This window comes from Streptococcus chenjunshii, assembly GCF_003086355.1.
In the GTDB taxonomy this organism is placed as follows: domain Bacteria; phylum Bacillota; class Bacilli; order Lactobacillales; family Streptococcaceae; genus Streptococcus; species Streptococcus chenjunshii.
The window spans coordinates 2,194,575-2,220,126 of record NZ_CP031733.1 but is presented as its reverse complement, the minus strand read 5'-3'; the positions used below and the strand labels follow the sequence as shown (position 1 = coordinate 2,220,126).

At 41.9% G+C, this 25,552-nt stretch carries 16 protein-coding genes, 10 tRNA genes, 3 rRNA genes and 2 pseudogenes; 25 read left to right on the top strand and 6 right to left on the bottom strand.

The window, feature by feature from the left end:
* Window positions 1-117: 117 nt before the first annotated feature.
* Together rplM and rpsI are read left to right on the top strand one after the other, a co-directional pair.
* Entirely contained in the window at window positions 118-564 is a 447-nt protein-coding gene (gene rplM, locus DDV21_RS10740) for a 50S ribosomal protein L13 (RefSeq protein ID WP_116878910.1), read from the top strand.
* 22 nt (window positions 565-586) lie between these two features.
* Window positions 587-979, top strand: a complete 393-nt coding sequence (gene rpsI, locus DDV21_RS10735) for a 30S ribosomal protein S9 (protein ID WP_116878909.1) — start codon at window positions 587-589, stop codon at window positions 977-979.
* A 128-nt stretch (window positions 980-1,107) separates the two neighbouring features.
* On the opposite strand, the gene DDV21_RS10730 is transcribed toward rpsI, so the two are convergent.
* Both DDV21_RS10730 and DDV21_RS10725 read right to left on the bottom strand, forming a co-directional pair.
* The gene (locus DDV21_RS10730) at window positions 1,108-2,262 is read right to left on the bottom strand and encodes a site-specific integrase (protein WP_116878908.1); all 1,155 of its coding nucleotides are present in this window, start codon (window positions 2,260-2,262) and stop codon (window positions 1,108-1,110) included.
* Window positions 2,263-2,319: 57 nt separating this feature from the next.
* Entirely contained in the window at window positions 2,320-2,838 is a 519-nt protein-coding gene (locus DDV21_RS10725) for a helix-turn-helix domain-containing protein (protein WP_116878907.1), read from the bottom strand.
* Between the two features lie 153 nt (window positions 2,839-2,991).
* Between DDV21_RS10725 and DDV21_RS10720 the strand changes: the two genes are divergently transcribed.
* The 9 genes and pseudogenes from DDV21_RS10720 to DDV21_RS10680 all read left to right on the top strand — a co-directional run bounded on the left by DDV21_RS10720 (window position 2,992) and on the right by DDV21_RS10680 (window position 14,079).
* Window positions 2,992-3,276 (top strand): DNA-binding protein, encoded by a 285-nt coding sequence (locus DDV21_RS10720; RefSeq protein ID WP_116878906.1) that lies wholly within the window; start codon window positions 2,992-2,994, stop codon window positions 3,274-3,276.
* A gap of 12 nt (window positions 3,277-3,288) precedes the next feature.
* Entirely contained in the window at window positions 3,289-4,131 is an 843-nt protein-coding gene (locus tag DDV21_RS10715) for a phage replisome organizer N-terminal domain-containing protein (protein ID WP_116878905.1), read from the top strand.
* Between the two features lie 12 nt (window positions 4,132-4,143).
* Entirely contained in the window at window positions 4,144-4,434 is a 291-nt protein-coding gene (locus DDV21_RS10710) for a DUF5962 family protein (RefSeq protein ID WP_116878904.1), read from the top strand.
* Window positions 4,427-4,789: a plasmid mobilization protein gene (locus tag DDV21_RS10705; protein ID WP_116878903.1), complete on the top strand. Its 363-nt coding sequence runs from the start codon at window positions 4,427-4,429 to the stop codon at window positions 4,787-4,789. Before DDV21_RS10710 ends, DDV21_RS10705 begins: the two co-directional genes overlap by 8 nt.
* The gene (locus DDV21_RS10700; protein WP_116878902.1) at window positions 4,786-5,145 is read left to right on the top strand and encodes a transposase; all 360 of its coding nucleotides are present in this window, start codon (window positions 4,786-4,788) and stop codon (window positions 5,143-5,145) included. Before DDV21_RS10705 ends, DDV21_RS10700 begins: the two co-directional genes overlap by 4 nt.
* Before the next feature lie 383 nt (window positions 5,146-5,528).
* Window positions 5,529-10,205 (top strand): annotated as a pseudogene (locus DDV21_RS10695) (DEAD/DEAH box helicase).
* Between the two features lie 3 nt (window positions 10,206-10,208).
* Window positions 10,209-10,907 carry an SMODS-associated NUDIX domain-containing protein gene (locus DDV21_RS10690; protein ID WP_116878901.1) on the top strand — a complete coding sequence of 233 codons (699 nt, stop codon included), beginning with the start codon at window positions 10,209-10,211 and terminating at the stop codon, window positions 10,905-10,907.
* 13 nt (window positions 10,908-10,920) lie between these two features.
* Entirely contained in the window at window positions 10,921-12,378 is a 1,458-nt protein-coding gene (locus DDV21_RS10685) for a nucleotidyltransferase (RefSeq protein WP_116878900.1), read from the top strand.
* Between the two features lie 267 nt (window positions 12,379-12,645).
* Window positions 12,646-14,079 carry an ATP-binding protein gene (locus DDV21_RS10680; protein WP_116878899.1) on the top strand — a complete coding sequence of 478 codons (1,434 nt, stop codon included), beginning with the start codon at window positions 12,646-12,648 and terminating at the stop codon, window positions 14,077-14,079.
* 497 nt (window positions 14,080-14,576) lie between these two features.
* Here the strand turns inward: DDV21_RS10680 and DDV21_RS12030 are convergent.
* A pseudogene (locus DDV21_RS12030) lies at window positions 14,577-14,837 on the bottom strand (site-specific integrase); the annotation flags it as partial.
* A gap of 163 nt (window positions 14,838-15,000) precedes the next feature.
* Between DDV21_RS12030 and DDV21_RS10670 the strand changes: the two are divergent.
* Window positions 15,001-15,492 (top strand): MerR family transcriptional regulator, encoded by a 492-nt coding sequence (locus DDV21_RS10670; RefSeq protein WP_116878898.1) that lies wholly within the window; start codon window positions 15,001-15,003, stop codon window positions 15,490-15,492.
* Here DDV21_RS10670 and DDV21_RS10665 read toward each other — a convergent pair.
* Window positions 15,451-16,401: an IS30 family transposase gene (locus DDV21_RS10665; RefSeq protein WP_116879182.1), complete on the bottom strand. Its 951-nt coding sequence runs from the start codon at window positions 16,399-16,401 to the stop codon at window positions 15,451-15,453. The two genes, DDV21_RS10670 and DDV21_RS10665, sit on opposite strands and share 42 nt — an antisense overlap.
* A gap of 431 nt (window positions 16,402-16,832) precedes the next feature.
* Between DDV21_RS10665 and DDV21_RS10660 the strand changes: the two genes are divergently transcribed.
* From DDV21_RS10660 to DDV21_RS10600, 13 genes are all read left to right on the top strand, one after another.
* Window positions 16,833-18,389, top strand: a 16S ribosomal RNA gene (locus DDV21_RS10660).
* A gap of 72 nt (window positions 18,390-18,461) precedes the next feature.
* Window positions 18,462-18,534: transfer RNA gene (locus DDV21_RS10655), tRNA-Ala, on the top strand.
* Window positions 18,535-18,739: 205 nt separating this feature from the next.
* Window positions 18,740-21,639, top strand: a 23S ribosomal RNA gene (locus DDV21_RS10650).
* Between the two features lie 58 nt (window positions 21,640-21,697).
* Window positions 21,698-21,813: ribosomal RNA gene (rrf, locus tag DDV21_RS10645) — 5S ribosomal RNA — on the top strand.
* Together the 16S, 23S and 5S rRNA genes with 10 tRNA genes alongside form the textbook arrangement of a ribosomal RNA operon.
* Before the next feature lie 4 nt (window positions 21,814-21,817).
* Window positions 21,818-21,890: transfer RNA gene (locus DDV21_RS10640), tRNA-Val, on the top strand.
* A 79-nt stretch (window positions 21,891-21,969) separates the two neighbouring features.
* A tRNA-Asp gene (locus DDV21_RS10635) sits at window positions 21,970-22,042 on the top strand.
* A 13-nt stretch (window positions 22,043-22,055) separates the two neighbouring features.
* Window positions 22,056-22,128, top strand: a tRNA-Lys gene (locus DDV21_RS10630).
* A 14-nt stretch (window positions 22,129-22,142) separates the two neighbouring features.
* A tRNA-Leu gene (locus DDV21_RS10625) sits at window positions 22,143-22,226 on the top strand.
* 10 nt (window positions 22,227-22,236) lie between these two features.
* A tRNA-Thr gene (locus tag DDV21_RS10620) sits at window positions 22,237-22,309 on the top strand.
* 2 nt (window positions 22,310-22,311) lie between these two features.
* A tRNA-Gly gene (locus DDV21_RS10615) sits at window positions 22,312-22,383 on the top strand.
* A gap of 6 nt (window positions 22,384-22,389) precedes the next feature.
* Window positions 22,390-22,475: transfer RNA gene (locus DDV21_RS10610), tRNA-Leu, on the top strand.
* A gap of 14 nt (window positions 22,476-22,489) precedes the next feature.
* Window positions 22,490-22,563, top strand: a tRNA-Arg gene (locus DDV21_RS10605).
* Between the two features lie 5 nt (window positions 22,564-22,568).
* Window positions 22,569-22,642: transfer RNA gene (locus DDV21_RS10600), tRNA-Pro, on the top strand.
* Window positions 22,643-22,724: 82 nt separating this feature from the next.
* Here DDV21_RS10600 and DDV21_RS10595 read toward each other — a convergent pair.
* Window positions 22,725-23,981 carry an ISL3 family transposase gene (locus DDV21_RS10595; protein WP_117287801.1) on the bottom strand — a complete coding sequence of 419 codons (1,257 nt, stop codon included), beginning with the start codon at window positions 23,979-23,981 and terminating at the stop codon, window positions 22,725-22,727.
* 184 nt (window positions 23,982-24,165) lie between these two features.
* Window positions 24,166-25,527, bottom strand: coding sequence for an aspartate kinase (locus DDV21_RS10590; protein WP_116879033.1), 1,362 nt, complete (start codon window positions 25,525-25,527; stop codon window positions 24,166-24,168).
* Window positions 25,528-25,552: the final 25 nt, after the last annotated feature.

Here is a 25,552-nt window from a genome sequence, read left to right as displayed (position 1 = left end):
TGGTATGATTATGAATGGTATTGTTTACCCCATTTGAAAGGCCCCGGAACCCTTCAAATATCTAGTGGACCGGAACATCCACTGCTTGTAAACATAAAGATTCGTATAGGAGAAATCATGAATAAAACAACATACATGGCTAAGCCAGGTGAAGTTGAACGCAAATGGTATCTTGTCGATGCAACCGATGTGCCCCTCGGCCGTCTTTCAGCAGTTGTTGCTAGCGTTCTTCGCGGAAAAAACAAACCAACCTTTACGCCTCACACTGATACAGGTGATTTTGTCATTGTGATCAATGCTGAAAAAGTGAAGCTGACAGGCAAAAAAGCAAGTGATAAAATCTATTACACTCACTCAATGTATCCTGGCGGTTTGAAACAAATTTCGGCAGGAGAACTGCGCTCTAAAAACGCTGTGCGCTTAATTGAAAAATCAGTTAAAGGTATGCTCCCGCATAATACTCTTGGCCGTGCACAGGGCATGAAACTGAAAGTATTTGTCGGTCCGGAGCACACTCACGCTGCTCAGCAGCCAGAAGTGCTTGATATTACAGGACTTATCTAAGAGAGAAAGGAGCACTAACTAGATGGCACAAGCACAATATACAGGTACTGGACGCCGTAAAAATGCGGTAGCCCGCGTTCGCTTAGTTCCAGGAACTGGAAAAATTACAGTAAATAAAAAAGACGTTGAAGAATACATTCCCCACGCTGATTTACGTCTGATCATCAACCAACCGTTTGCTGTAACGTCTACAGCAGGTTCTTATGATGTTTTTGTCAATGTTGTCGGCGGCGGTTATGCCGGACAATCAGGAGCCATTCGCCACGGTATTGCCCGTGCGCTTCTCCAAGTTGACCCTGACTTCCGTGACTCGCTTAAACGCGCAGGCCTCCTTACCCGTGACGCCCGTATGGTTGAACGGAAAAAACCAGGTCTTAAGAAAGCGCGTAAGGCTTCACAATTCTCAAAACGTTAATTATCTGCGATATATCAACGTTTCAAGGCACTTTGCAACAGGTTTGCAAGGTGTCTTTTTTTGTGGAAAAGTGGGCTTGGTAATCTCTTAAGAACTGGTTAAATTTTGGTGGAAAAAGAAAGCTAAGGTTATTTAGCTTTATTGAGGTATTCAGCGAATGTTGTAATGGATTGTTTTTCACCAGCTTTTGTGGCATGGCTATAGGTGTCCAGAGTCATTTGACTACTTGCATGTCCTAACCGTTTGGCAGCATTCACAGGATCTACTCCCATTTCAATCATTAAGGTAGCATGGGTGTGTCTAAATCCATGTGGACTGACTTTCTTTAGCTTATACTGGCGAATAATTCGTTTGAGAATGTTGTTGATGTAGTCAGCATGAAGAGGTTCAATATCACCTGTTCTTGTGCAGTAAGTGAACATAAAATTATCTTCTATGGAGAGAGGTGCGATATGTAGCTGGCCTTTCTCTTGGATAGATTCTTGTTTCCACTTATGGAGTATGGTACAAGTCTCATCGTCAAGGTAGATTGAACGCACAGAAAATGAGTTCTTCGTGTCTTTTTCAACGGCATGACCATCTATCCTACCCAAGCTTTTATTGATAGTTAGTAATTGGGTATCTGGATTAAAGTCTGACCACCTAAGAGCATATAGTTCACCTTTTCGTAAACCACTATAAGCTAATAGTCTGAACAAGGCATAGTGTTTATAAGGTTCATTTTCTAAAATGATTTGCAAAAACTGCTGCAACTCACTAACTGACCAGTAATTTTCACTGGCAGTTTTTTTGATTCTAGGCATAATCACCTTGCTCATTGGATTACGTTCAATGTAATTCATGTTGATAGCAAATTCAAAGATTTTTGAGGTATATGACTTGATTTGTTTCATATTCTTGAATGACTTGGCCTTATCTGTAATAAAGGTTTGGCAATCCAATGGACTAATTTTTGAAATCTTTTTCTCCCCAAAGATTGGTAGAATATGAAGGCGATATAAGTCAGCAGTTTTCGCAGCTGTGGTTGCTTCCACAGTATCTTTATAAGCTTCGTACCACTTTTGATACAACTCTTTGTAGGTAAATGAGGCCTGTCTTGAAAGTTGAACAAAAACTCCAGAATTCAGCTGGTGAGTAATAGCCGCTTCATGTGCTTTTGCAGCCTTGCGAGTTTTGAATCCTCTCTTGGTGTAATATTTTTTCTTACCGTAGTCGTTTAGACCAAGGTAAATTTTGACAAAATAGGTTGTTCCTTTAAGTGATTGGTATTTATGAATTGACATAACATTCCTCCGTATTTATTCAAGTTTTCGGAGCTTATGTAATTGAGAAATGTTAGCTTATTTTTTTTCGCGATCTGTTCGTCTAATTTGATACTCTTCTGTCTGAGTCCAGGTCTTCCAAAGATCTGATTCACGATTTTGGCTGTTCATGTGCTTGATTAAATGTTTGATAAATGTCTCTTCATAATCAACCAAGTAACCTGATAAGACACGTCTAAATTCATCTGAGAACGTCTCATTTAGGGGCATAGACAGATGAATTTCTCCAAGCTCGATACTTTTCTTAAGTCTATCCATATCGCTCTTAAAGGGCGTTACAGAGGTGATTTCTGATGTTTTAAAACTATCTGCGACGATTTTCAAATTAGATGGTGCATTTTTATTATCATCTAGACCTAAAATATAGGCTACTGAAACACCAAAGTAGTCTGCAAGCTTTTGGGCATTTTCTTTTTTGGGTTTCCGTATACCTTGATTGTAGCTAGATAATGTGGGATAAGATATATCGAGTGCTTCACTAATAATTTTTATTTTTTTGCCACTTTCTTCGATAAGTTTGGCGATATTATTGGTCATGGGTAACCTCCTGTTAGATATTGTAACACATTCAATACAAAAAGTATAATTTTAGTTGACAAAAACACAAAAAGTATATATAATTTAAGATGTATAAAAAAATATACAAATTTCGGAGTTTATTTAATTGAGAAATAGAAATGAGGTAACGATATGTCAGAAGAAACAACTTTGGTTGTCCAACTTCCCAAAACACTAGAAAAGCAATTACGAGCTCACTATGATGAGATGATTGCAACAGCAGTGGAGCGAGCTTTAGAGGATAAAGAGCTCTATAAACTGATGGTGCGTATGGCTGCTTTGGCAAGATGGTTAGATGTTTCCACAACCACTTTGCAAAAATGGACACGTGAGGGCATGCCAACTATGGTGATAGATGGTGCAACTCTCTACGATAAGCGGGCTATGACACGCTGGTTGAAGCAATATGAAAGATAAAGAGGAACATTTATGAGTGATGTTCGGTGGATTAAGATTACAACGGATATTTTTGATGATGAAAAGATTCAGTTGATTGAATCAATGCCAGAAGGAGATACCCTGATTGTTATTTGGTTCAAGTTGTTGGTTTTAGCAGGTAAACAGAATTACAGTGGCGTATTAGCTCTAGGCGATAAAATCTTTTACACTGAAGAAATGTTGACGACGGTTTTCAGGCGAAAAGCTACAACGGTCAAGTTAGCCTTAAAGACCTTTGAACAGTTTAGCATGATAGCATTTGTAGATGGTGCTGTCACCATTCCAAATTGGGAAAAGCATCAGAACATTGATGGTTTAGAGAAAATTCGCCAGCAGACTAGAGAAAGAGTGGCTCGCTACCGTCAAAAGCAAAAAGCTTTGGTGGCTGGTCAAGAGCAGTTAAAACTAGAGTGTAACGTTACTGAAGCGTTACCTGTAACGGATGGTAACGGTCAAGTAACGCAACAGATTAAAAACAAGAATAAGAAAGAGAATAAGACTATACTGGATAATAGTTCTAGAGAGACTCAACCTTATATCAAACCTGAATATTATTCTTTGCTACAAATCATTGCAGACAAGTACAACGAAAAGTTTATTTATCCTTACAATTATAGTCTGACCCATCAACAAAAGATGCTGATTGGTCAATTTTTGAGTGATGGCTACATGACAAGTGATGAGGTTTTGGCTATGATTGATAGGATTCCAGAAGATGTAGAATCTCCCCTAGCTTATCTAATCAGTTCCATGGAACGGTTAAAGGAGGAGAGGTTGTTAGAAGCGAAAGCCATTGCCCATGAAAATGCTAGAAGAAAGTATCAAAAGAAATAGAGGTAAGAAGAAATGACAAATTATTATCAACTTGAGAACATGCTGGTGGCTGGTTTTAAGTCGCAAGATGAATTTGAACGCTATCAAGAGTTAAAGCAAAACTACGAAGCTGAGACGATGGATTACAGTTTTTCAATCAGAGAAATTGTTAGTCAGTTGGAAGTTATTATCGAAACCAAGGAAAATGATTTTCCAGATTTGGAATTAGGTTTGCTACATGACTATCAAGCCCTGGTGGAACGTTTACGAAAGCATGATGTTGTTCAGGCGGAATTTTATAGAAAGAAGGTGCAGCATGGTTGACCGTTATCGAACAGTCCTGAAAAAATTCTACATTACTGAATCACAGAATCAAGCCTTAGATTATCTTATCAGCTATACAGAATTAAGAAATTTTTCCAGCTATGCTAGGAAAATGTTATTCAAGAAAAAGCCAATTGTTGTGACATTTGATGAAACAGCTTTTGAATCATTGATATTTTCCTTGAGGAGAATTGAGAATAATTTGAATCAGTTGGTAAGGATTGCAGAACAATCTCAGGATAGTCAAGCCATGCGAGCTATGGGATATAGTGTTCAAATGATTGGAAAGTATGAAAAAGTGTTACTCAAACACCATAAACAGAAGAGGAAGAGGTTGCTATCAAAAGTGGATTGAGGAAGAAGAGAATCAAGAATGTTGTGAAGCAAGTCTTTCTGACTCAGGAAGAAAATGCGAGATTGCTAGCTTTGATGTCGGAGGAAGGGGAGACAAACTTTTCAGCCTATGCCAGAAAGAAACTTTTTAACAACGAACTAGAATCATGGACAGTCAGTTTTCCTGAGTATGAGCAGTTGACAGAGCAATTGATTCAGCTTGGTCGTTCAATCAATGCGATTGCTAAGTTGTCAACTCAGGTTGGAATGATTTCGCAATCGGATTTTATAGAGCTTGGTCAGTTGGTGACTCGATTGATGGAAGCAGTGGAGAAAGAAATTTCAGTCATATCCCAAAAGAAGTCCCGCAAAAAGTGAATAAAACCGTTGGCAGCAGCCAGCGGCTTTATTGTGTTCTTCGGAAATTCAGTTGCCTAGCAATGTCACCCCCGTATTTACCCCGGGACAATGAGAAAGGACTGAGAAACTTGAGTTTAGGTCTTTGCGAGCTCAGATAGTGTATACACACTATCGCAAAAAATCCACCACCCAGAGTGAGCAGACAGCTCCTTTAGGTGGTGGATTTAGTACTTGGGGCAAAGCCCCAAACCCCTTAAACTAATTGAGTTGTGCGAGATTAAAAAGATAGAACATGATATAATGGAGATGGAAATATGAGCTAAGGGTACCCTTAGTGTATTACATTGTAATACACTAATCCTATCAGTCCCTTGCTCTTTAATGGGAGAAAGGGAAGCACGATGACTTTTGAAGCGCTAATTAAACAGATTAATGAGTTGGCAACAACACAGAGAGATAGAGGGACATATTTTGAATATTTAGCTCGAGCTTATTTTCAAAATGAACCAACATATAAAAATGAATTTAAACATGTTTGGATGTTATCGGATGTTCCAGTTGAATACGGCATTCCCAAAGCTGATATTGGCGTGGATTTAGTTGCTGAAAGATACACTGGTGAACTGGTAGCTATTCAAGCCAAGTTCTATAATCATGTTATTCAGAAGAAAGATATCGATTCGTTTCTTGGTGAGTTAGGCAAAGATTATTATGAGTCAGGAATAATCGTTGCATCAACAGATAAATGGGGAGCGAATGCAGAGAAATCTTTAGCTGATCGTAGTGATGTTATCCGTATTGGTCTATCTGACCTTAGAAATTCACGTATTGATTGGTCACAGTTTTCCTTTGAACGTCCTGATGTTGTTAGCGTTAAAACGAAAAAGCAACCGCGTTATTATCAAAACAATGCCATCTCTAACGCCTTGGTCTATTTCAAGGAACATGACCGTGGTCAGCTCATCATGGCTCCCGGTACCGGAAAAACATTTACAAGTTTGAAAATCGCGGAGGCTCTAGCAGAGGAGGCTTATAAAGAACAGTATGTTGTCCTTTATCTCGTGCCAAGTATTCAGTTATTAACTCAGACTTTACGTGGTTGGAATAATGATACCGTTATGAGCATGTCTTCTATGGCTGTTACTAGTGATAGAAACGCTAGTCGTGGAAGCGTAAAAAATGATGAATCAGATATTCGGATAAAGGCAAGTGATATCGGTTTTCCTGCTACTACTTCCGCTAAAAAGGTAGTGGAAAACTATGAAGAATTGATGAAACAACCTAAAAAGGAACTACTTGTCGTTTTTGGAACTTATCAATCCATTGATGTTCTAGGGAAAGCTCAGAAGAATGGTTTCCCAGATTTTGATTTGATTATTGCAGATGAGGCTCATCGAACAACTGGTGCAAAATCTTTTGGTGAAGAGGCATCTGTATTTACCAAAGTTCATAGCGATGTAAATGTTAAAGGCATGAAACGTCTTTATCAAACGGCAACACCGAAACTTTATGGCACGGATGCTAAGAAAAAAGCAGAGGATAATTCGATTGTCATCTCAAGTATGGACGACGAGTCACTTTATGGTAAAGTTTTCTATCGTCTTGGTTTTGGCGATGCGATTAGTCATGATATTTTGACCGACTATAAGCTCATGGTTTTGGCAGTTGATGAAACTGTTGTTCAAAAAGACATGCAGAGATCTCTGTCAGACCCTGAAAATGGACTGAACATTGATGATGTCGGTCGTATCATCGGTGTTTGGAATGCGATGGTAAAACGTGAGAGTTTTACAGATAAGGTATCTGGTGAGCCGATGAAACGGGCCATTGCATTTTCAAGAACGATTGCAGATAGCAAACGTCTTTCAGCCCAATTTGAAAATGTCGTTAATGATTACCTTAACTCAGAGGATGGCTATTCTGTTAATGTCCGACATGTTGACAGTAATATGAACGCCTTGGAGAAGAACGAGGCGTTGGACTGGCTTGCTAGCGATGATATTCCTGAAGATTCAGCTCGAATTTTATCCAATGTCCGATTCTTGACAGAAGGGATTGACGTGCCAAACTTGGACGCCATCATCTTCCTTTCTCCTCGTAAATCGCAAGTCGATATCGTCCAAGCGGTTGGTCGAATTATCCGTAAGTTTGAAGGGAAAGATTACGGCTACATCATTCTTCCGATTGTTATTCCTGCTGGTGAAACCCCTGAAACAATTTTGGATAACAACAAATCTTATGATGTGGTTTGGCAGGTTTTGAACGCTCTGCGTTCGGTTGATGAACGTTTTGAGGCGACAATCAATAAATTAGAGTTAAATAGGAAGAAACCAAAAAACATTCAAGTAATTGGTGTTGGCGGAGCTCCAGATGACCCTAATTTTAGTGGTGGTTTTGTTGAGGAACCAACAGTAGGCTACCAGACGGAACTGGAGCTAGAATGGGAAGCTGTCGAAGGGGCAATCTATGGGAAGATTGTCCAAAAAGTGGGTGATAGGCGCTATCTGGAAGATTGGTCAAAAGATGTGGCAGATATTGCACGACGTCATATTCAAGGGATTAACATTATACTGGAAAATAATGCTGACAGTCAAAGAGCCTTTGAACGGTTCTTGTCTAGTTTACAACACAATATCAATGAATCCATTGACCAAAAGCAAGCCATTGAAATGTTGGCACAGCACCTGATTACCTTGCCTATTTTTGATGCGCTTTTTGGTGAGTATGGTTTTATCAAAAACAATCCTGTCAGCTCTGCCATGGAACAAATTGTGACAGAACTGTCTCAATATGGCTTTGAAAAAGAACAAAAAGAACTCCAACCCTTCTATGAATCCGTCCGTTTACGTGCAGAAGGAATTGATAATGCTGACGCTAAGCAGAAAATCATCATCACCCTTTATGACAAGTTCTTCTCAACTGGTTTTAAATCTACCACGGAGCGTCTAGGGATTGTCTTTACCCCTGTTGAAGTTGTAGATTTTATCGTCAAATCTGTTGATGTCGTTTTGAGAAAACACTTTGGTAAGACCTTAGCCAGCGAGAATGTTCATATCCTTGACCCCTTTACGGGGACAGGTACCTTTATCACCAGAACCCTCCACTATCTCAAAACACTCATGGATAAGGGGGAAATCAGCTACGCTGACTTGGTGAGAAAGTACACGCAAGAACTCCATGCCAATGAAATCGTCCTGCTCAGCTATTATATCGCTGCCATCAATATTGAATCGGTCTTTGATGACATTAACGGAGAAGAAGATTATCTTCCATTTGAAGGCATTGTTTTAACAGATACTTTTGAATCGACAGAAACCGAAGATACGCTGGATGATTCCTTCTTTGGCACCAATGACCAACGCCTTAAACGTCAGCAAGAAAAGCCGATTACAGCCATTATTGGTAATCCACCGTACTCTATCGGACAAGACAGTCAGAATGACAATAACCAAAATATCTCTTATCCAAAATTAGATAAACGATTGGCAGATACCTATGTGGCTAAGTCGAATGCTGGATTAACACGTGGACTGTATGATTCTTATGTCAAAGCCTTCCGTTGGGCGTCTGACCGTCTCAAGGATAATGGTATCATTGGTTTTGTAACCAATGGCGGCTTTCTAAATTCAAATTCTACAGATGGTTTGCGTGCAGGACTTTATGAGGATTTTAATCACCTTTATATTTTCAATATGCGTGGGAATGCCCTTGGACTTGGGGAACTTCGTAAAAAAGAAGGGGGAAATGTCTTTGGCGGAGGTACAAGAACAACAGTTGCAATCTCTATTCTAGTTAAAGATGGTTCAGATGACCATGTCCTGCATTATCACGATATTGGTGATTACCTGTCACAAAAAGAAAAGCTAAATATCATATCTGACTTCGGTGACACTTCAGCTATTGAATGGCAAGAGATTATACCTGATGACAATAATGACTGGCTCAATCAAAGAGATCCGAATTACCAAAAATATACTGTTATGGCTGGGGAGCAAGATTCAGTGTTTTTAAACAATTCCATGGGTATTTTAACAAGTCGTGACACTTGGGTATATGGGTATTCAAAGTTAAAAGTAGCTAAAAATACTGAAAGATTAATTCAAAATTATAATAGTGAACTTACACGTTTGAAAACAATTCCTGCAGGTGAACGAAAAGATTTGCTGAATAGAAAGTCTGATTATATCAACTGGTCACGTAAGCTTGAAAGATTTGCTGTAAATGATATTGAACTAGAATACCATCAAAGTCATTTAAAACTTAGCCTTTATAGACCATTTACTAAAAAATAGGTCTATCATGATAAGGCACTTAATGAAGAAGCTCGTCTCTACTACAATAAATTCGGTCAAGATAATCTTGTCCTCAATACAACAGGACGTGGGGTTTCGAGAGATTTTTCCGTTCTTGTGAGCAATATAATGCCGAATCAGCATACGATGGACACTGGTCAAGGCTTCATGCGCTATGATAATGAAAACGGTGAAACTCAACTGTTCCAAACTAATAGCAACATGAACCAAGCATTTGCTGACAAGTTGGGTTTAAGTTTGGATGACACTTTTGCCTATGTTTATGGTCTGCTTAATTCTCGTGAATATCAAGAAAAGTATGCCAATGACTTGAAGAAAGACTTGGCTCGGATTCCGATTGTTAATCAGAAAGATAAGTATGTTGAGGTCGGTAAAGCTTTGATGGACTTACACCTCAACTATGAAGAGGTGCCTGTCTATGATGATGTGGAGATTCAGCTATCAGGTCAGCCTTCTTACAGGGTTACGAAGATGAAGTTTATTAAAAAAGGTGACCGTTCTGCTATTGTCTATAATAACGATATTACCATCAGAAATATTCCTGAAAAAGCCTATGAGTACATGGTCAACGGTCGCTCGGCGATTGAGTGGATTATGGACCAGTACCAAGTTAAAACGGATAAGAAGTCTGGGATTACTGATGACCCTAACGATTACAGCACAGATGAAAAGTATATCTTTAATCTATTGCTTAGAATTATCAATGTATCAATGCAGACAGTAGATTTAATTAATAGTCTGCCTAAGTTTGAAGTGGAGGAGTAGGATTTGGAGATAATACAGAACATAATTGTCAATCTAATTGTTGCTATTATTAGTTTTCTTGCCTCAACAATATTTCATAATAAACGTAGAATAAAAATATTGTATCAGTCTCTTTTGCGGTGGAATAAAAATATAAGACTGAGTTGTGCTTATCTATTTCAAATTAAGCATAATAATCGATATTTGTTGATAAAAGGGAAACGAATAGATCAATATCAACCTATAGGAGGTGTCTATAAATATCACGACTCCTTCAAAAGACTAAAAGAAGAATTAGAGTTGAAAGATGAATCTGAAACTCGATTCTACGAAGGTGAAGATTTAAGACTGATAACAAAAGGTAAGCACCTTGTAAAGTTTCTTGATTGGTTTGATTCGAGGAAAAATAGGGAAGTAACTGTAATTAGAGAGCTTATTGAAGAATTAGAACCTGCTGGAATTTCTATAGAGCACCTAGTAAAAGAGACACAAGTTGAGTACTTAAAAACTATTAAGGAACCGATTATGTTTTCAACTCACTTTCAAATGGATGAATTAAAGATATTTGAAATCTTTGAAGCAGACATACCTAAAGAAATACTGGAAAAGGTATTGGAGAGTGATGACTATTTTATTATAGAGGCTGCGGATATAGAAAAAAATTGTTTCACTAAAGACGGGCTCTCTAAAAGGATTTCTGCAACCTCAAAATATATAATTTAGAAAGGAAGAGTATTTGAAAGATATTATTATCAACAACGAGATTCAAGATCTAATTCAAGAATTAGATGTTCCTGACTCCAAGTATGAGCAAGCAACTAAGAGATATAATTCTATCGCTAACTATATCAAAAATTCGGAACTTAATTCAAATAGACCAGATATATATTTGCAAGGATCGTTTAAGCTAGGAACAGCAGTTAGACCTCTGACAGATGATGGTGGTTATGATATAGATATAGTTTGCAATTTCACAGCATTAAGAAGAGAAAATCAATCACAATTTTCTTTAAAATATGACTTGGGTGAAGTTGTAAAGAGTTATGCTAAAGCTCAGTCCATGTCTAATGATCCGGAGGAAAGCAAACGTTGTTGGACATTAAAATATGTTGATGAAAGCAACTTTCATATAGACATACTACCATCAGTTCCTCTAAACGAAAAGGATGATGGATTTATAGCAATTACGGATAAAACTCATGATGCTTATTTTGAAATAATTTCTAATTGGGAGACAAGCAATCCAAAAGGATATGCCACGTGGTTTCGAGATATTTCAAGGTTCTCTATTTATCAAACAGAAGTTGCTAAAAGATTTCATGCATCTATTGAAAAGGTTCCTGAATATAAAGTAAGAACTCCTTTGCAAAGGATTGTCCAACTCCTGAAACGTCATGCAGAGGTTTGTTTTGAAGAAGATTTTGAACATAAACCAAGCTCTATTATCATTACAACATTAGCAGCAAAGCAATATCAGTCTGCTAGTACAAGCCATAGTGATTTTATGGATATTATTAACTATATTATAGAACACTTAAAGGATAGTATTGAATTTAGAGACGGAAAACCTTGTGTATATAACCCTGTAAACAAAGCAGAAGTCCTATCTAATAAATGGGATAAAGATAGTAGTTACTTTGAAGCATTTGAAAAGTGGTTGGAACAACTTAAACTAGATTTCAATGTTGGAAATAATAATTTATCTTATTTAGACAAAATTAACTGTATAAGGAAAAGCTTATTTAAGAAAATTGGGGATCAATTTCCAGTTGTTAATGTCAACTCCATCAGTCACCATCAAAATTCAAAATGGAGAGAACTGTTGATAAAAGATGTATCAATAAAGGCAAGTTATCTGCATAAAGGATTCAGGTGGAAGGATATTAAAAGCGGAACAATATTGAATAAGCACGGTAGTCTTAAATTTGAAGTACAAGCTAGTGGTTTACAAGATTATGACATTTGGTGGCAGGTAACAAATACTGGTAGAGAAGCTGAATTGGCAAATTCCTTACGAGGTGATTTTTACGGTTCGGAGTTAGTCGAAGGTAGAAGAGTTAGAAAAGAAAGTACACTTTACACTGGAAGACATTATGTTGAAGCGTATTTAGTCAAGAATGGAGTCTGTTATGGAAAAAGTAATCCATTTGAGATTATTATAACCGATAAATTTTCAATAGATTTTGCAAGGTGACGAGGACTAGGTTGTACTTTTGTTACACACTATTATCTAAAAATAGTTCTGTTCTAGTCTGTTTAGGTGGTCCATATCTAAAATCGAAGATTGCTGATTTTATTATGGCTTACAGAGGGCTGGGTTGTAACAGTATTTAGATGCTACTTGATTTAATTGTTTAGGCGTAATTAGAGTGTAATCATGATAAATCAGGCAGTTGCTCCATAGTGACAAAAAACTGATTTGGTTATGTTATAATAGAGCTATAACACTCAGGAGAATGATATGAATCAAACCCTATCCCACTACCAATTCTCACCAGAAACTCAATACTTGGACAGGAAATCTGCACGCAAAAAGCCGTCTGAACTTCTTAAACACCTGATTGCCTTTGCTAATGCAGATGGTGGCCAGCTGGTAATCGGTATTGAGGACGACAAGCAAAATAACATCATTACTGGCTTCAAAGATGGCAGAGCCTATCCCATTGATGAGTTTAAAAAGATTGACCGTGAAATGCGTGAGACACCTCTGGATTTGTCATTTGAAGAAATTCCTGTGGTTAATCACAAGGGTGAAGACGATGTGATTTTGGTCATCTCAGTTGAATTGTCTTCAAACCGAGTGATTGCTGCGCCTAATGATGAGGTTTACCTGCGTCAGGGTGATGAGATCGTTAAGCTCAGTTATGAACAACGAACTCAACTCAGCTATGATAAGGGACAGCGTTTCTTTGAGGATGAGGTTGTGGCTGACGCGACCTTGGAAGACATTGATGGTAGTCTGGTGCAGGATTTCAAGAATCGATTTGATATTTCAGACCGTTCTACGGAAGAAATTCTCAAAGCTCGGCGTTTTTTGGTCCATGGAAAATTGACCAAGGCAGCGATATTACTTTTTGGGAAGTATCCATCAGCCTTCTTCCCTCAAGCTCGTGTTCGTTTCCAGCGGTTTGATGGTACGGATATGGGGACAGGTAGCAGTTTCAACGTCATTAAGGAAGTGACCTTTGATGATGCTCTACCAAGCCTGATTATCAAGGCTCGTGACTTTATTCGTACCCAGCTGCGTGAGTTCCAATATCTGGATGACAATGGGCAATTTCAAATTTTGCCTGAATATCCAGAATTTGCCTGGTTTGAAGGTGTTGTCAATGCTGTTACTCACCGTGATTACTCTGTCTATGGCGACCATATTCGTGTGCTTATGTTTGATGACCGCTTGGAAATTCATAGCCCAGGAAAGCTACCAAATATCGTCACTGTTGATAATATTAAGCATGAACGGTTTTCAAGAAATCCTCGGATTGCCAGAACCCTGACGGAGTTTGGATGGGTCCGTGAGATGAATGAAGGTGTTAAACGGATTTACTCAGAGATGGAATCAGCCTTCCTCCATGAGCCAAAATACTCTGAACCTGGAAACAAGGTTGTTCTGACGCTTGAAAATAATATTGTCAGCCGACACCTGCGAACCAGAGACAGTTTAGAAAAACAGTTTACTGATTTTGGAGACCTCAATGCAGACGAGCAATTGCTGGTTCATTTCATGTATAATTCAGGTGAGAAAATGACAACAGCAAAAGCCATTGAACTAACAGGAAGAAGTCGCTCGTTTGTCGTTAAAATGTTGCATCATCTTCGTGATTTAGAAATCATCACTTGGTTTGGTTCAAGCAAAAATGACCGCAACCAATATTATCTTTTAGTTGATAAGTGATTGCAGTCAGGGTACTATTAGTAATAAGAATACAGTAGAATACAGTAGAATACAGTAGAATACAGTAGAATACAGTAGAATACAGTAGAATACAGTAGAATACAGTAGAATACAGTAGAATACAGTAGAATACAGTAACGGACATTCCTCAACTACATAAGCTCCGAAAACAGATTTTTGGTAATCTAATGGTAATCCATTGTTTGTAAGATTGAGTTATAAGTGTCTATTTGAGATGAAAATGAGTATTGAAAGCTTGATTTAATAGCCTTTTGCAGATATTTTACTTCTATCACCCAAAACCAGGTCTTAAGAAAGCGCGTAAAGCTAGCCAGTTCTCAAAACGTTAAAAATTGCTTTACATCAACGCTTACAAGCATTTTGCAAGTCTCTTGCAAGGTGCTTTTTTGATGATTTTTTCTTTTAATACCGCTTTGGAAGTGCTTCTGCATCATTTTTTTTGGCTCTTATTTTACTTTGAGATAGTCCGATAATTGTTAGATTGACTTATCCTCTTCGTTAGTTGTTGAATGATTGCAAGTATTTAAAGTCAATTGACTGCTGACATGACCTAGCCTTTTTGCTGTATTGACTGGATCAGCTCTCAGGTACGCATGAGGTCCGATTTCCTTAAGCTATGTTTTTTGATGACCCGTGACAGCACATTGTTGATAGCTTGAATGAAGTAGGTCTGTTGAGCTTGATCTAGTGCAGTAAACAAAGTAAAAGTCTTGCTCAATAGAAGGAGGTGCAACTGCCTGTTAAGACTTTTCTTGTGCTATTTAAATAATTTATAAAGCCTTTTATTTTCAGCGATAAGCTGTAAATAAAAGGCGTTTCAAGATAAAAAAATAATGCTTGACTTAAACACTATTTTAAGTGTTAATATAGATATGATTTACATAAAATTGTGAGGTGCTTATGTCTTATACAATAAAAGAAGTTGCTGAAATTATGGGAGTCACTCCATCTGCTTTGCGCTATTATGACCAGCAGGGATTACTTCCGATGATCGGCCGGAAAAATGGGAAACGTATTTTTGAAGATGAAGATTTCAAATGGCTGCGTGTCCTGAATTGCCTAAAAAATACAGGAATGCCCATCAAAAAAATAAAACAATATGTTGATTTGGCTCAAGAAGGCGATGGGACATTAGCTGAACGCCATGCACTGATTACAGAACAAAAAGCACAAATTCTTGATCAAATCACAAAGCTGAACCACTATCTCCAAGAGATTGAATTCAAAGAATGGTATTATGAAACTGCCATCGCTGCCGGAACAGAAGCTGCAGTAGCTGATGTGCCGGCCAGCCAAGCAAATATGGAGATAGATAAAATTCCCAGTGCTCCGCTAAATTTCAAGTTGAAGTTAGCCACTGAATACAATTTCTCTAGGTGTCTTGTAGTTTAATATTCGTTTGGGATAATTGTTTATCCACCATTCAATCTGAGTGGCCAGTTTTCTGGTCGCTCTTGTTTTTCCCTTGGGTAGGAAACGTCGAATAAGACGGTTGTGATTCTCATTAGAGCCTCTTTCCCAAGAGCAATAAGGGTGAGCATAGTAGATCTTCTCTTCACTAAAAATCTCGCTTAGTCTAGCAAATTCTGCCCCATTATCAGCTGTGATTGACGTGATCTGATATTCCTGTAAAATGCTCGACAAGGCTTCGTTAACGGCTTGTGCTGTCTTACTGGGCAAGTAACGAATGATTTCATACCTGGTTTTTCGATCTGTTAATGTCAGAAAGCAAGGCGCTTTAGCCCGTGTCTGAACAACCGTATCAATCTCATAATGCCCAGCCTCCAGTCGTTGAGTGATCGCTTCAGGCCGCTCCTCAATCGACTTTCCAACAGGCATGAAATTAGGACTGGCTGTTTTCTTAGGGGATTTGCCTTTTCTTGGATACAGCCTATCTGCCTTAGTCAGCCCCAGGTACCCCTTGTCCATCCAGTAGTATATGGTGGATTGTGGGACGTTGACTTTACGTTTTGAAATCATCTCAGGTGACCACTTCAGCTTGATGTAGTGGACAATGGTTTCCTTGACTTTCTTCGTGAGACTAACAGCTTTACGGCTATTTTTTCGATTAATCTCATACACTTCCTGAGCTCTATCCGCCCTATAAAGCTTCTCAAACTTCCCCTTACGCACCTGTTGGAGGACCAGTCCACGTTTCATCTCGTTGTTTATCGTTTGAGGAGCTTTGCCTAAGAGACCTGCAATCTCACGATTAGATTTCCCTTCTTGCTTCCAGCGTTCAATCAAGCGGCGATCAGCTATTGTCAAGTGCTTGCCTGTTGGTGTATAATGGTCTTGCATCTCTATGTCCTTTACTTGTGTTTTCGTCAACTACAAGTGTAACATAGAGGTGTTTTTTTGCATCTAAGTGGCTAACTTCATTTTAGAACTTTCAATTCCCAGTGCTCCTCGTTGCTAGTACAAAAAACCGTTTTCAAGGGTTGACATCAGGGGCAGAGAGATGCTATACTAATGAAGCTGTCAGAGGGGGAAGGGTTTCTGTAGGCCCAATCTTTCTTTAAGAGGCTTTTGATATGTGATGAGCGTGAAAAAAAGTCCAAAAGGTTCTTGACAGCCGAGTCGGGATTTGCTAGAATAAAGGAGTTGGTCTCGCAGGAGGACATGACCTTTGAAAACTGAATAAAAACCAAGACGTGCGGGTTAAGGAATTAACCTGTCAAAAAAAGAATCTGTCAGCGGACAGAAAAGACGAGCAAGAACAAGCTCATATTAGTGATGAGAGTTTGATCCTGGCTCAGGACGAACGCTGGCGGCGTGCCTAATACATGCAAGTGGAACGCTTCTTTCTTACCGAGTGCTTGCACTCACAAGGAAGAGGAGTCGCGAACGGGTGAGTAACGCGTAGGTAACCTGTCTTTAAGAGGGGGATAACTATTGGAAACGATAGCTAATACCGCATATTTTTCTCAGACGCCTGTTTGAGGGAAGAAAGGGGCAAGAGCTCCGCTTAGAGGTGGACCTGCGTTGTATTAGCTAGTTGGTAGGGTAAAGGCCTACCAAGGCGACGATACATAGCCGGCCTGAGAGGGTGAACGGCCACACTGGGACTGAGACACGGCCCAGACTCCTACGGGAGGCAGCAGTAGGGAATCTTCGGCAATGGGGGGAACCCTGACCGAGCAACGCCGCGTGAGTGAAGAAGGAATTCGTTTCGTAAAGCTCTGTTGTAAGTGAAGAACGTGCTTGAGAGTGGAAAGTTCAGGCAGTGACGGTAACTTACGAGGAAGGGACGGCTAACTACGTGCCAGCAGCCGCGGTAATACGTAGGTCCCGAGCGTTGTCCGGAATTATTGGGCGTAAAGGGAGCGCAGGCGGTTTTGTAAGTCAGAAGTCAAAGGCATTGGCTTAACCAATGTATGCTATTGAAACTGCAGGACTTGAGTGCAGAAGGGGAGAGTGGAATTCCATGTGTAGCGGTGAAATGCGTAGATATATGGAGGAACACCGGCGGCGAAAGCGGCTCTCTGGTCTGTTACTGACGCTGAGGCTCGAAAGCGTGGGGAGCAAACAGGATTAGATACCCTGGTAGTCCACGCCGTAAACGCTGAGTGCTAGGTGTTAGGCCCTATCCGGGGCTTAGTGCCGGAGCCAACGCAATAAGCACTCCGCCTGGGGAGTACGACCGCAAGGTTGAAACTCAAAGGAATTGACGGGGGCCCGCACAAGCGGTGGAGCATGTGGTTTAATTCGAAGCAACGCGAAGAACCTTACCAGGTCTTGACATCCCTCTGCTAGGTCTAGAGATAGACTTTTCCTTCGGGACAGAGGAGACAGGTGGTGCATGGTTGTCGTCAGCTCGTGTCGTGAGATGTTGGGTTAAGTCCCGCAACGAGCGCAACCCTTATGGTTAGTTGCCATCATTCAGTTGGGCCCTCTAGCCAGACTGCCGGTAATAAACCGGAGGAAGGTGGGGATGACGTCAAATCATCATGCCCCTTATGACCTGGGCTACACACGTGCTACAATGGCTGGTACAACGAGTTGCGAGTCGGTGACGGCAAGCTAATCTCTGAAAGCCAGTCTCAGTTCGGATTGGAGGCTGCAACTCGCCTCCATGAAGTCGGAATCGCTAGTAATCGCGGATCAGCACGCCGCGGTGAATACGTTCCCGGGCCTTGTACACACCGCCCGTCACACCACGAGAGTTTGTAACACCCGAAGTCGGTGAGGTAACCTAATGGAGCCAGCCGCCGAAGGTGGGATAGATGATTGGGGTGAAGTCGTAACAAGGTAGCCGTATCGGAAGGTGCGGCTGGATCACCTCCTTTCTAAGGAAAAGAAGTCGCAAGACTTTAGAACGGATACGTCAGAGGTTTTTATTCAGTTTTGAGAGGTCATGTGGGGCCTTAGCTCAGCTGGGAGAGCGCCTGCTTTGCACGCAGGAGGTCAGCGGTTCGATCCCGCTAGGCTCCATTATCTAGGGGAACCTAGATAAAGAGATAGGACGTATGCCGCCTCATGCGCAAGTCGCAGGGGGGATGGTTCTATGCTTTAGTCCATTGAAAATTGAATACCTCAACCACATTTATGATGGCAGGTCAGAGAGAGGTCTGTGCCTGCCATGATAGAACATAAAAAGAAACCGAAACGCTGAAAGAAGACCGAAGAGAGAAAATAAGGTTAAGTTAGTAAGGGCGCACGGTGGATGCCTAGGCACTAGGAGCCGAAGAAGGACGTGACAAACAACGAAATGCTTTGGGGAGCTGTAAGTAAGCGAGGATCCAGAGATGTCCGAATGGGGGAACCCACCAGCTAGAGGCTGGTATCCCACACGATAGCGTGTGAGGAAGGAAGACGCGGTGAACTGAAACATCTCAGTAGCTGCAGGAAGAGAAAGCAATAGCGATTGCCTGAGTAGCGGCGAGCGAAAGGGCAGGAGGGCAAACCGGAGTGTTTACACTTCGGGGTTGAAGGACTGCCGTCAGGTTACATAGAGCTATAGAAGAATTATCTGGGAAGATAAGCCAGAGAGAGTAAGAGCCTCGTATTTGAAATAGTTATATATAACCGGCAGTATCCTGAGTACGTCGGGACACGAGGAATCCCGACGGAATCTGGGAGGCCCATCTCCCAACCCTAAATACTCCCTAGTGACCGATAGTGAACCAGTACCGTGAGGGAAAGGTGAAAAGAACCCCGGAAGGGGAGTGAAATAGCCCCTGAAACCGTGTGCTTACAAGAAGTTCGAGCCCGTTAATGGGTGAGAGCGTGCCTTTTGTAGAATGAACCGGCGAGTTATGTTTAGATGCGAGGTTAAGCTGAAGAGGCGGAGCCGCAGGGAAACCGAGTCTGAAGAGGGCGGATGAGTATCTAGATGTAGACCCGAAACCAAGTGACCTACCCATGAGCAGGGTGAAGGTGCGGTAAAGCGCACTGGAGGCCCGCACCAGGGCACGTTGAAAAGTGCTTGGATGACTTGTGGGTAGCGGAGAAATTCCAAACGAACTTGGAGATAGCTGGTTCTCTCCGAAATAGCTTTAGGGCTAGCGTCGGTGTGAAGGAGTCATGGAGGTAGAGCACTGTTTGGGTAAGGGGTCCTTCCCGGATTACCAAACTCAGATAAACTCCGAATGCCATAGACTTCCGCCCGGCAGTCAGACTGCGAGTGCTAAGATCCGTAGTCGAAAGGGAAACAGCCCAGACCACCAGCTAAGGTCCCCAAATAACTATTAAGTGGAAAAGGATGTGGGGGTGCAGAGACAACTAGGATGTTAGCTTAGAAGCAGCTATTCATTCAAAGAGTGCGTAATAGCTCACTAGTCGAGTGCCCCTGCGCCGAAAATGTACCGGGGCTGAAATAGTTTACCGAAGCTGTGGATACCGCAAGGTATGGTAGGAGAGCGTTCTATGTTCGGCGAAGGTGTACCGTGAGGAGCACTGGAGGGCATAGAAGTGAGAATGCCGGTATGAGTAGCGCAAGACAGGTGAGAATCCTGTCCACCGCAAGACTAAGGTTTCCAGGGGAAGGTTCGTCCGCCCTGGGTTAGTCGGGTCCTAAGGAGAGACCGAAAGGTGTATCCGATGGTCAACAGGTTGATATTCCTGTACTGGTATCAGGAGAGAAGGAGGGACGCAGGAGGCTAGCTCAACCGGACGAATGGAAGAGTCCGGCCAAGCAGTGAGGTGAGTGAAGAGTCAAATGCTTATCACTAATGACACTGAGCTGTTAAGGGGAGCGAAGTTAATAGTAGCGAAGTGAGTGATGTCCCACTGCCAAGAAAAGCTTCTATCGTAGAGAGATACCACCCGTACCGCAAACCGACACAGGTAGTCGAGGCGAGTAGCCTCAGGTGAGCGAGCGAACTCTCGTTAAGGAACTCGGCAAAATGACCCCGTAACTTCGGGAGAAGGGGTGCTGACTAAGGTCAGCCGCAGTGAAGAGGCCCAAGCAACTGTTTATCAAAAACACAGCTCTCTGCGAAATCGCAAGATGATGTATAGGGGGTGACGCCTGCCCGGTGCTGGAAGGTTAAGAGGAGCGCTTAGCGGAAGCGAAGGTGTGAATTGAAGCCCCAGTAAACGGCGGCCGTAACTATAACGGTCCTAAGGTAGCGAAATTCCTTGTCGGGTAAGTTCCGACCCGCACGAAAGGCGTAATGATTTGGGCGCTGTCTCAACGAGAGACTCGGTGAAATTTTAGTACCTGTGAAGATGCAGGTTACCCGCGACAGGACGGAAAGACCCCATGGAGCTTTACTGCAGTTTGATATTGAGTATCTGTAAGACATGTACAGGATAGGTAGGAGCCAAAGAAGGAGGGACGCCAGTTTCTCTGGAGGCGTTGTTGGGATACTACCCTTGTGTTACGGCTGCTCTAACCCGGTAGGTTATCCCTTACGGAGACAGTGTCTGACGGGCAGTTTGACTGGGGCGGTCGCCTCCTAAAAGGTAACGGAGGCGCCCAAAGGTTCCCTCAGATTGGATGGAAATCAATCATAGCGTGTAAAGGCAGAAGGGAGCTTGACTGCGAGACATACAGGTCGAGCAGGGACGAAAGTCGGGCTTAGTGATCCGGTGGCACCGTATGGAAGGGCCATCGCTCAACGGATAAAAGCTACCCTGGGGATAACAGGCTTATCTCCCCCAAGAGTTCACATCGACGGGGAGGTTTGGCACCTCGATGTCGGCTCGTCGCATCCTGGGGCTGAAGTCGGTCCCAAGGGTTGGGCTGTTCGCCCATTAAAGCGGCACGCGAGCTGGGTTCAGAACGTCGTGAGACAGTTCGGTCCCTATCCGTCGCGGGCGTAGGAAATTTGCGAGGGGCTGCTCCTAGTACGAGAGGACCGGAGTGGACTTACCGCTGGTGTACCAGTTGTTTTGCCAAGGGCACAGCTGGGTAGCTAAGTAGGGGAAGGATAAACGCTGAAAGCATCTAAGTGTGAAGCCTGCCTCAAGATGAGATTTCCCATAACAGTAGGTTATTAAGAGCCCTGAGAGAAGAACAGGTAGATAGGTTAGGAGTGTAAGTAGTGTGAGCTATTAAGCGGACTAATACTAATTGCTCGAGGACTTAACCAAGGCGTAAGGAGAGGGAGAGGTATTCAATTTTGAGTAGACTAGAGGTTTATTCATCGAGTTAAGTGACGCTAGCCTAGGGGATACACCTGTACCCATGCCGACCACAGCAGTTAAGCCCTAGAACGCCGGAAGTAGTTGGGGGATGCCCCCTGCGAGATAAGGAAGTCGCTTAGCAAGGGGGAGTTTAGCTCAGCTGGGAGAGCATCTGCCTTACAAGCAGAGGGTCAGCGGTTCGATCCCGTTAACTCCCATAAAAAGTAACTAAGGGCGTTAAGAAAGGCGCATGCTTTTAGCCTGAGTACTATTTATTTGATTGTACAAGAGTTACCTGGTCCCGTGGTGTAGCGGTTATCACGTCGCCCTGTCACGGCGAAGATCGCGGGTTCAATTCCCGTCGGGACCGTTAGGCAGTAGAGGACTCGTTAGCTCAGTTGGTAGAGCATCTGACTTTTAATCAGAGGGTCACTGGTTCGAGCCCAGTACGGGTCATGAGGGGAGAAGAGGCGGGTGTGGCGGAATTGGCAGACGCACCAGATTTAGGATCTGGCGCTTAAGGAAGCGTGGGGGTTCAAGTCCCTTCACCCGCATAGAGGAAAGGCCGGCTTAGCTCAGTTGGTAGAGCATCTGATTTGTAATCAGAGGGTCGCGTGTTCAAGTCATGTAGCCGGCATAGCGAACGTAGTTCAGTGGTAGAACATCACCTTGCCAAGGTGGGGGTCGCGGGTTCGAATCCCGTCGTTCGCTTTTAGCGCCGGGGTGGCGGAACTGGCAGACGCACAGGACTTAAAATCCTGCGATGGTTTCACATCGTACCGGTTCGATTCCGGTCCTCGGCATTAAAAGGTAATCAGCACCCTTGGCTCAACTGGATAGAGTACCTGACTACGAATCAGGCGGTTGCAGGTTCGAATCCTGCAGGGTGCATAGAGCGGGAAGTAGCTCAGCTTGGTAGAGCACTTGGTTTGGGACCAAGGGGCCGCAGGTTCGAATCCTGTCTTCCCGATGCGCATGGCGGTGTAGCTCAGCTGGCTGTTTGAATTTATCATTAAAAAGGCTCACTGTCAACTGTAGTGGGTGACTTATAGCTAAGCACGAGAGAGAATCAGAGAGGTTCTCTCTTTTTGAATGTTCAAAGCGATTAGAATTTTAGTTTTAAAGTTTTTGAAGTTCCTAAAACCAAAGGCATTTCGCTTAATGTCTTTGATAATCTTATTGGTAGCTTCGAGTTTGGCGTTGGAGTAGGGGAATTCAAGGGCGTTGATAATCTCTTTTTTGTATTTCTTGAAGGTCTTAAAGGTCGTTTGAAGCACTGAGTTGACCGTGCCCATGTGTTCTTCGATCAGTTCGAAAAAGTACTTGGAATTCTTTTGCTGAAAATGGAATAAGAGCAGCTGATAAAGATCATAGTAATAGCGAAGTTCGTCTGAGAGATTTAATGTTTTCTCAATGATTTCACGAGGTGTTAAAGTCTGTCTGAAAGTTCGTGAATAGAAGGGTTTGTCAGAGAGCTTCCGACTCTCTTTTTGGAAGAGTCGCCAGTGATTTTTTAAGGCACGATAAGGTAATGAGCCTTTATCAAAGGTTTTCATGATGGCAATTCTGGTAGCCAACATAGCACGTCCTAGGTGCTGCACAATGTGGAAACGGTCCAACACAATCTTGGCGTTTGGAAATAATCTTTTGATTAGGGGGATATAGCTTCCAGATATGTCTGCGGTCACGACCTTAACCTGCTCACGACCCTTTCGAGAGTACTTCAAAAAGTGGTTCTTGATAGTTGTTTGCCGGTTGTTGTCTAAAATGGCCATAATCTTTTTGGTTTGAAAATCTTGAGCGATAAAAGCGAGTTTTCCTTTTTGATAAGAGAATTCATCCCAGGATAAGACCTCAGGAAGTCTTGAAAAGTCCTCTTTGAAGGTCAATAGTTCTAACTGTCGTTGGACGGCAGAAACGGAGATATGAAGGGCTTTAGCGATGTCTGTATTGGTCCGTTTTTCGGTATGAAGTTGGGTGATTTTCTGGCAGACAGGATGTGAGATTTGGTGATTCTTCTTAACCAAACTTGTTTGAGCGACTCTGACTTTACGGCAGGACTTGCATTGGAAGCGTCTTTTTTTGAGTTTAAGGAGGGTTGGCATGTCTTGGATATCTAAGATTGGAATGGTAGATGGCTTTTGGAAATCATATTTAATCATGTGGTGATTACAGAGAGGACACTGTTTTGGTGGATAATCCAGCATAGCGTTGATGACAATATGACTATCGTATTTAACAGCACTCCCTATGATGATATTTGGGTCTTTCATTCCGATTAATTCTGTGGTATGCTTAAGATGTTCCATATGAGCCTTTCTAATGAGTTGTTTGAACGCTTTTCATTATAAGTCATATGGGACTTTTTTTCTACAGTCAAAAAGCTCCATAATCTCCAGTGTGGAGTTACCCACTACAGATATTATAGAGCCATTAAAAACCGATAGAATCATTTAGATTTTATCGGTTTTTTTAATATAAATAAGAAAGTGGTTAGCTGTTTTCGTGCGGGAAAAAGGCTTGGTAGAGTGCCCGCACGGCTTTCTTTTCATTTTCGGTTTTGATAACAAACATGACAGAGACTTCGCTGGAGCCCTGAGAAATCATCTCTATATTGATGCCCTTGTCTGACAGTGCTTTTGTCGCAGTTGCAGCAACACCGACATGGCTTTTCATATTTTCACCGACAAGCATAATGATGGAAAGATCGCGCTCAATATCAACATGGTCAACTTCCAGTTTGCGTGTGAGCTGCGATACAATTTCTTCCTCTTTGATTGGTGTCAGTTCACGCGTACGCAGAACAATGGACATGTCGTCAATTCCTGTAGGGATGTGTTCCCAACGAATGTTGAGTTCTTCCAAAATTTGCATGACTTTGCGCCCAAAACCGACTTCGCGGTTCATTAAGTATTTTGAAATGTTGATGCTGACAAAGTTGTCATCTCCGGCAATTCCAACAACCGGCATGCCGTTGCTGCGGCGTTTTGTGACAATCTTAGTTCCGGGGTGCTGCGGGTTGTTTGTATTCTTAATGACTAAAGGAATTTTTCCGCGGTAAGCTGGAATTAGCGCTTCATCGTGAAGGACTGTAAATCCGGCATAAGCAAGTTCCCTCATTTCCTTGTAAGTCAGTTCTTTAATGGAGTCCGGTTTTCTGACGACTCCAGGGTGAGCGGCAAAGATGCCGTCCACATCAGTAAAGTTTTCATAAAGATCAGCTTTAACACCGGCTGCTAAAATTGAGCCTGTGATATCAGAACCTCCGCGTGAAAAAGTACAGATTTGGTTATTGACCGTTACACCGAAAAATCCAGGGATAACCAAGATATCATCTTCATCTCTTAATTCTTCCAATTTATCATAGCTGGAAGGCAGGATTCGCGCATTGCCTGGTTCACTTGAGACAACAATACCAGCTTCTCTGGGATGGAGATAACGGGCTGACAGACCGTTTTTACGGAAAAATGCGGCAATGAGTTTAGCATTATTGTCTTCACCTGCTGCTAAGAAGGTATCATAAAGAAAATCATTGCCCTCGATAGGCAAGGTTGCCAGCTTTGTGATAGATTCTGAAATTTTTTCTAAAATTGAATAGTCTAAATTTAAATCATCAACAATTGCTTTGTAGCGCTGGATAATCCAGTTTTGTTTTTCTGTAACATCCTGATCGCTCGTATACGCCCGGTAATACCTAATCAAAGCATCCGTTACTTTACTGTCATCAGCATCGCGTTTTCCCGGAGCAGACACAATAACAAAGCGGCGATCCTTATCGGATTTTATAATGTCAAAAACTTTTCTCAGTTGTTCTGCAGAAGCTAATGAACTTCCACCAAATTTAACGACTTTCATAATTTCTCCATTAACTGTCATTTTT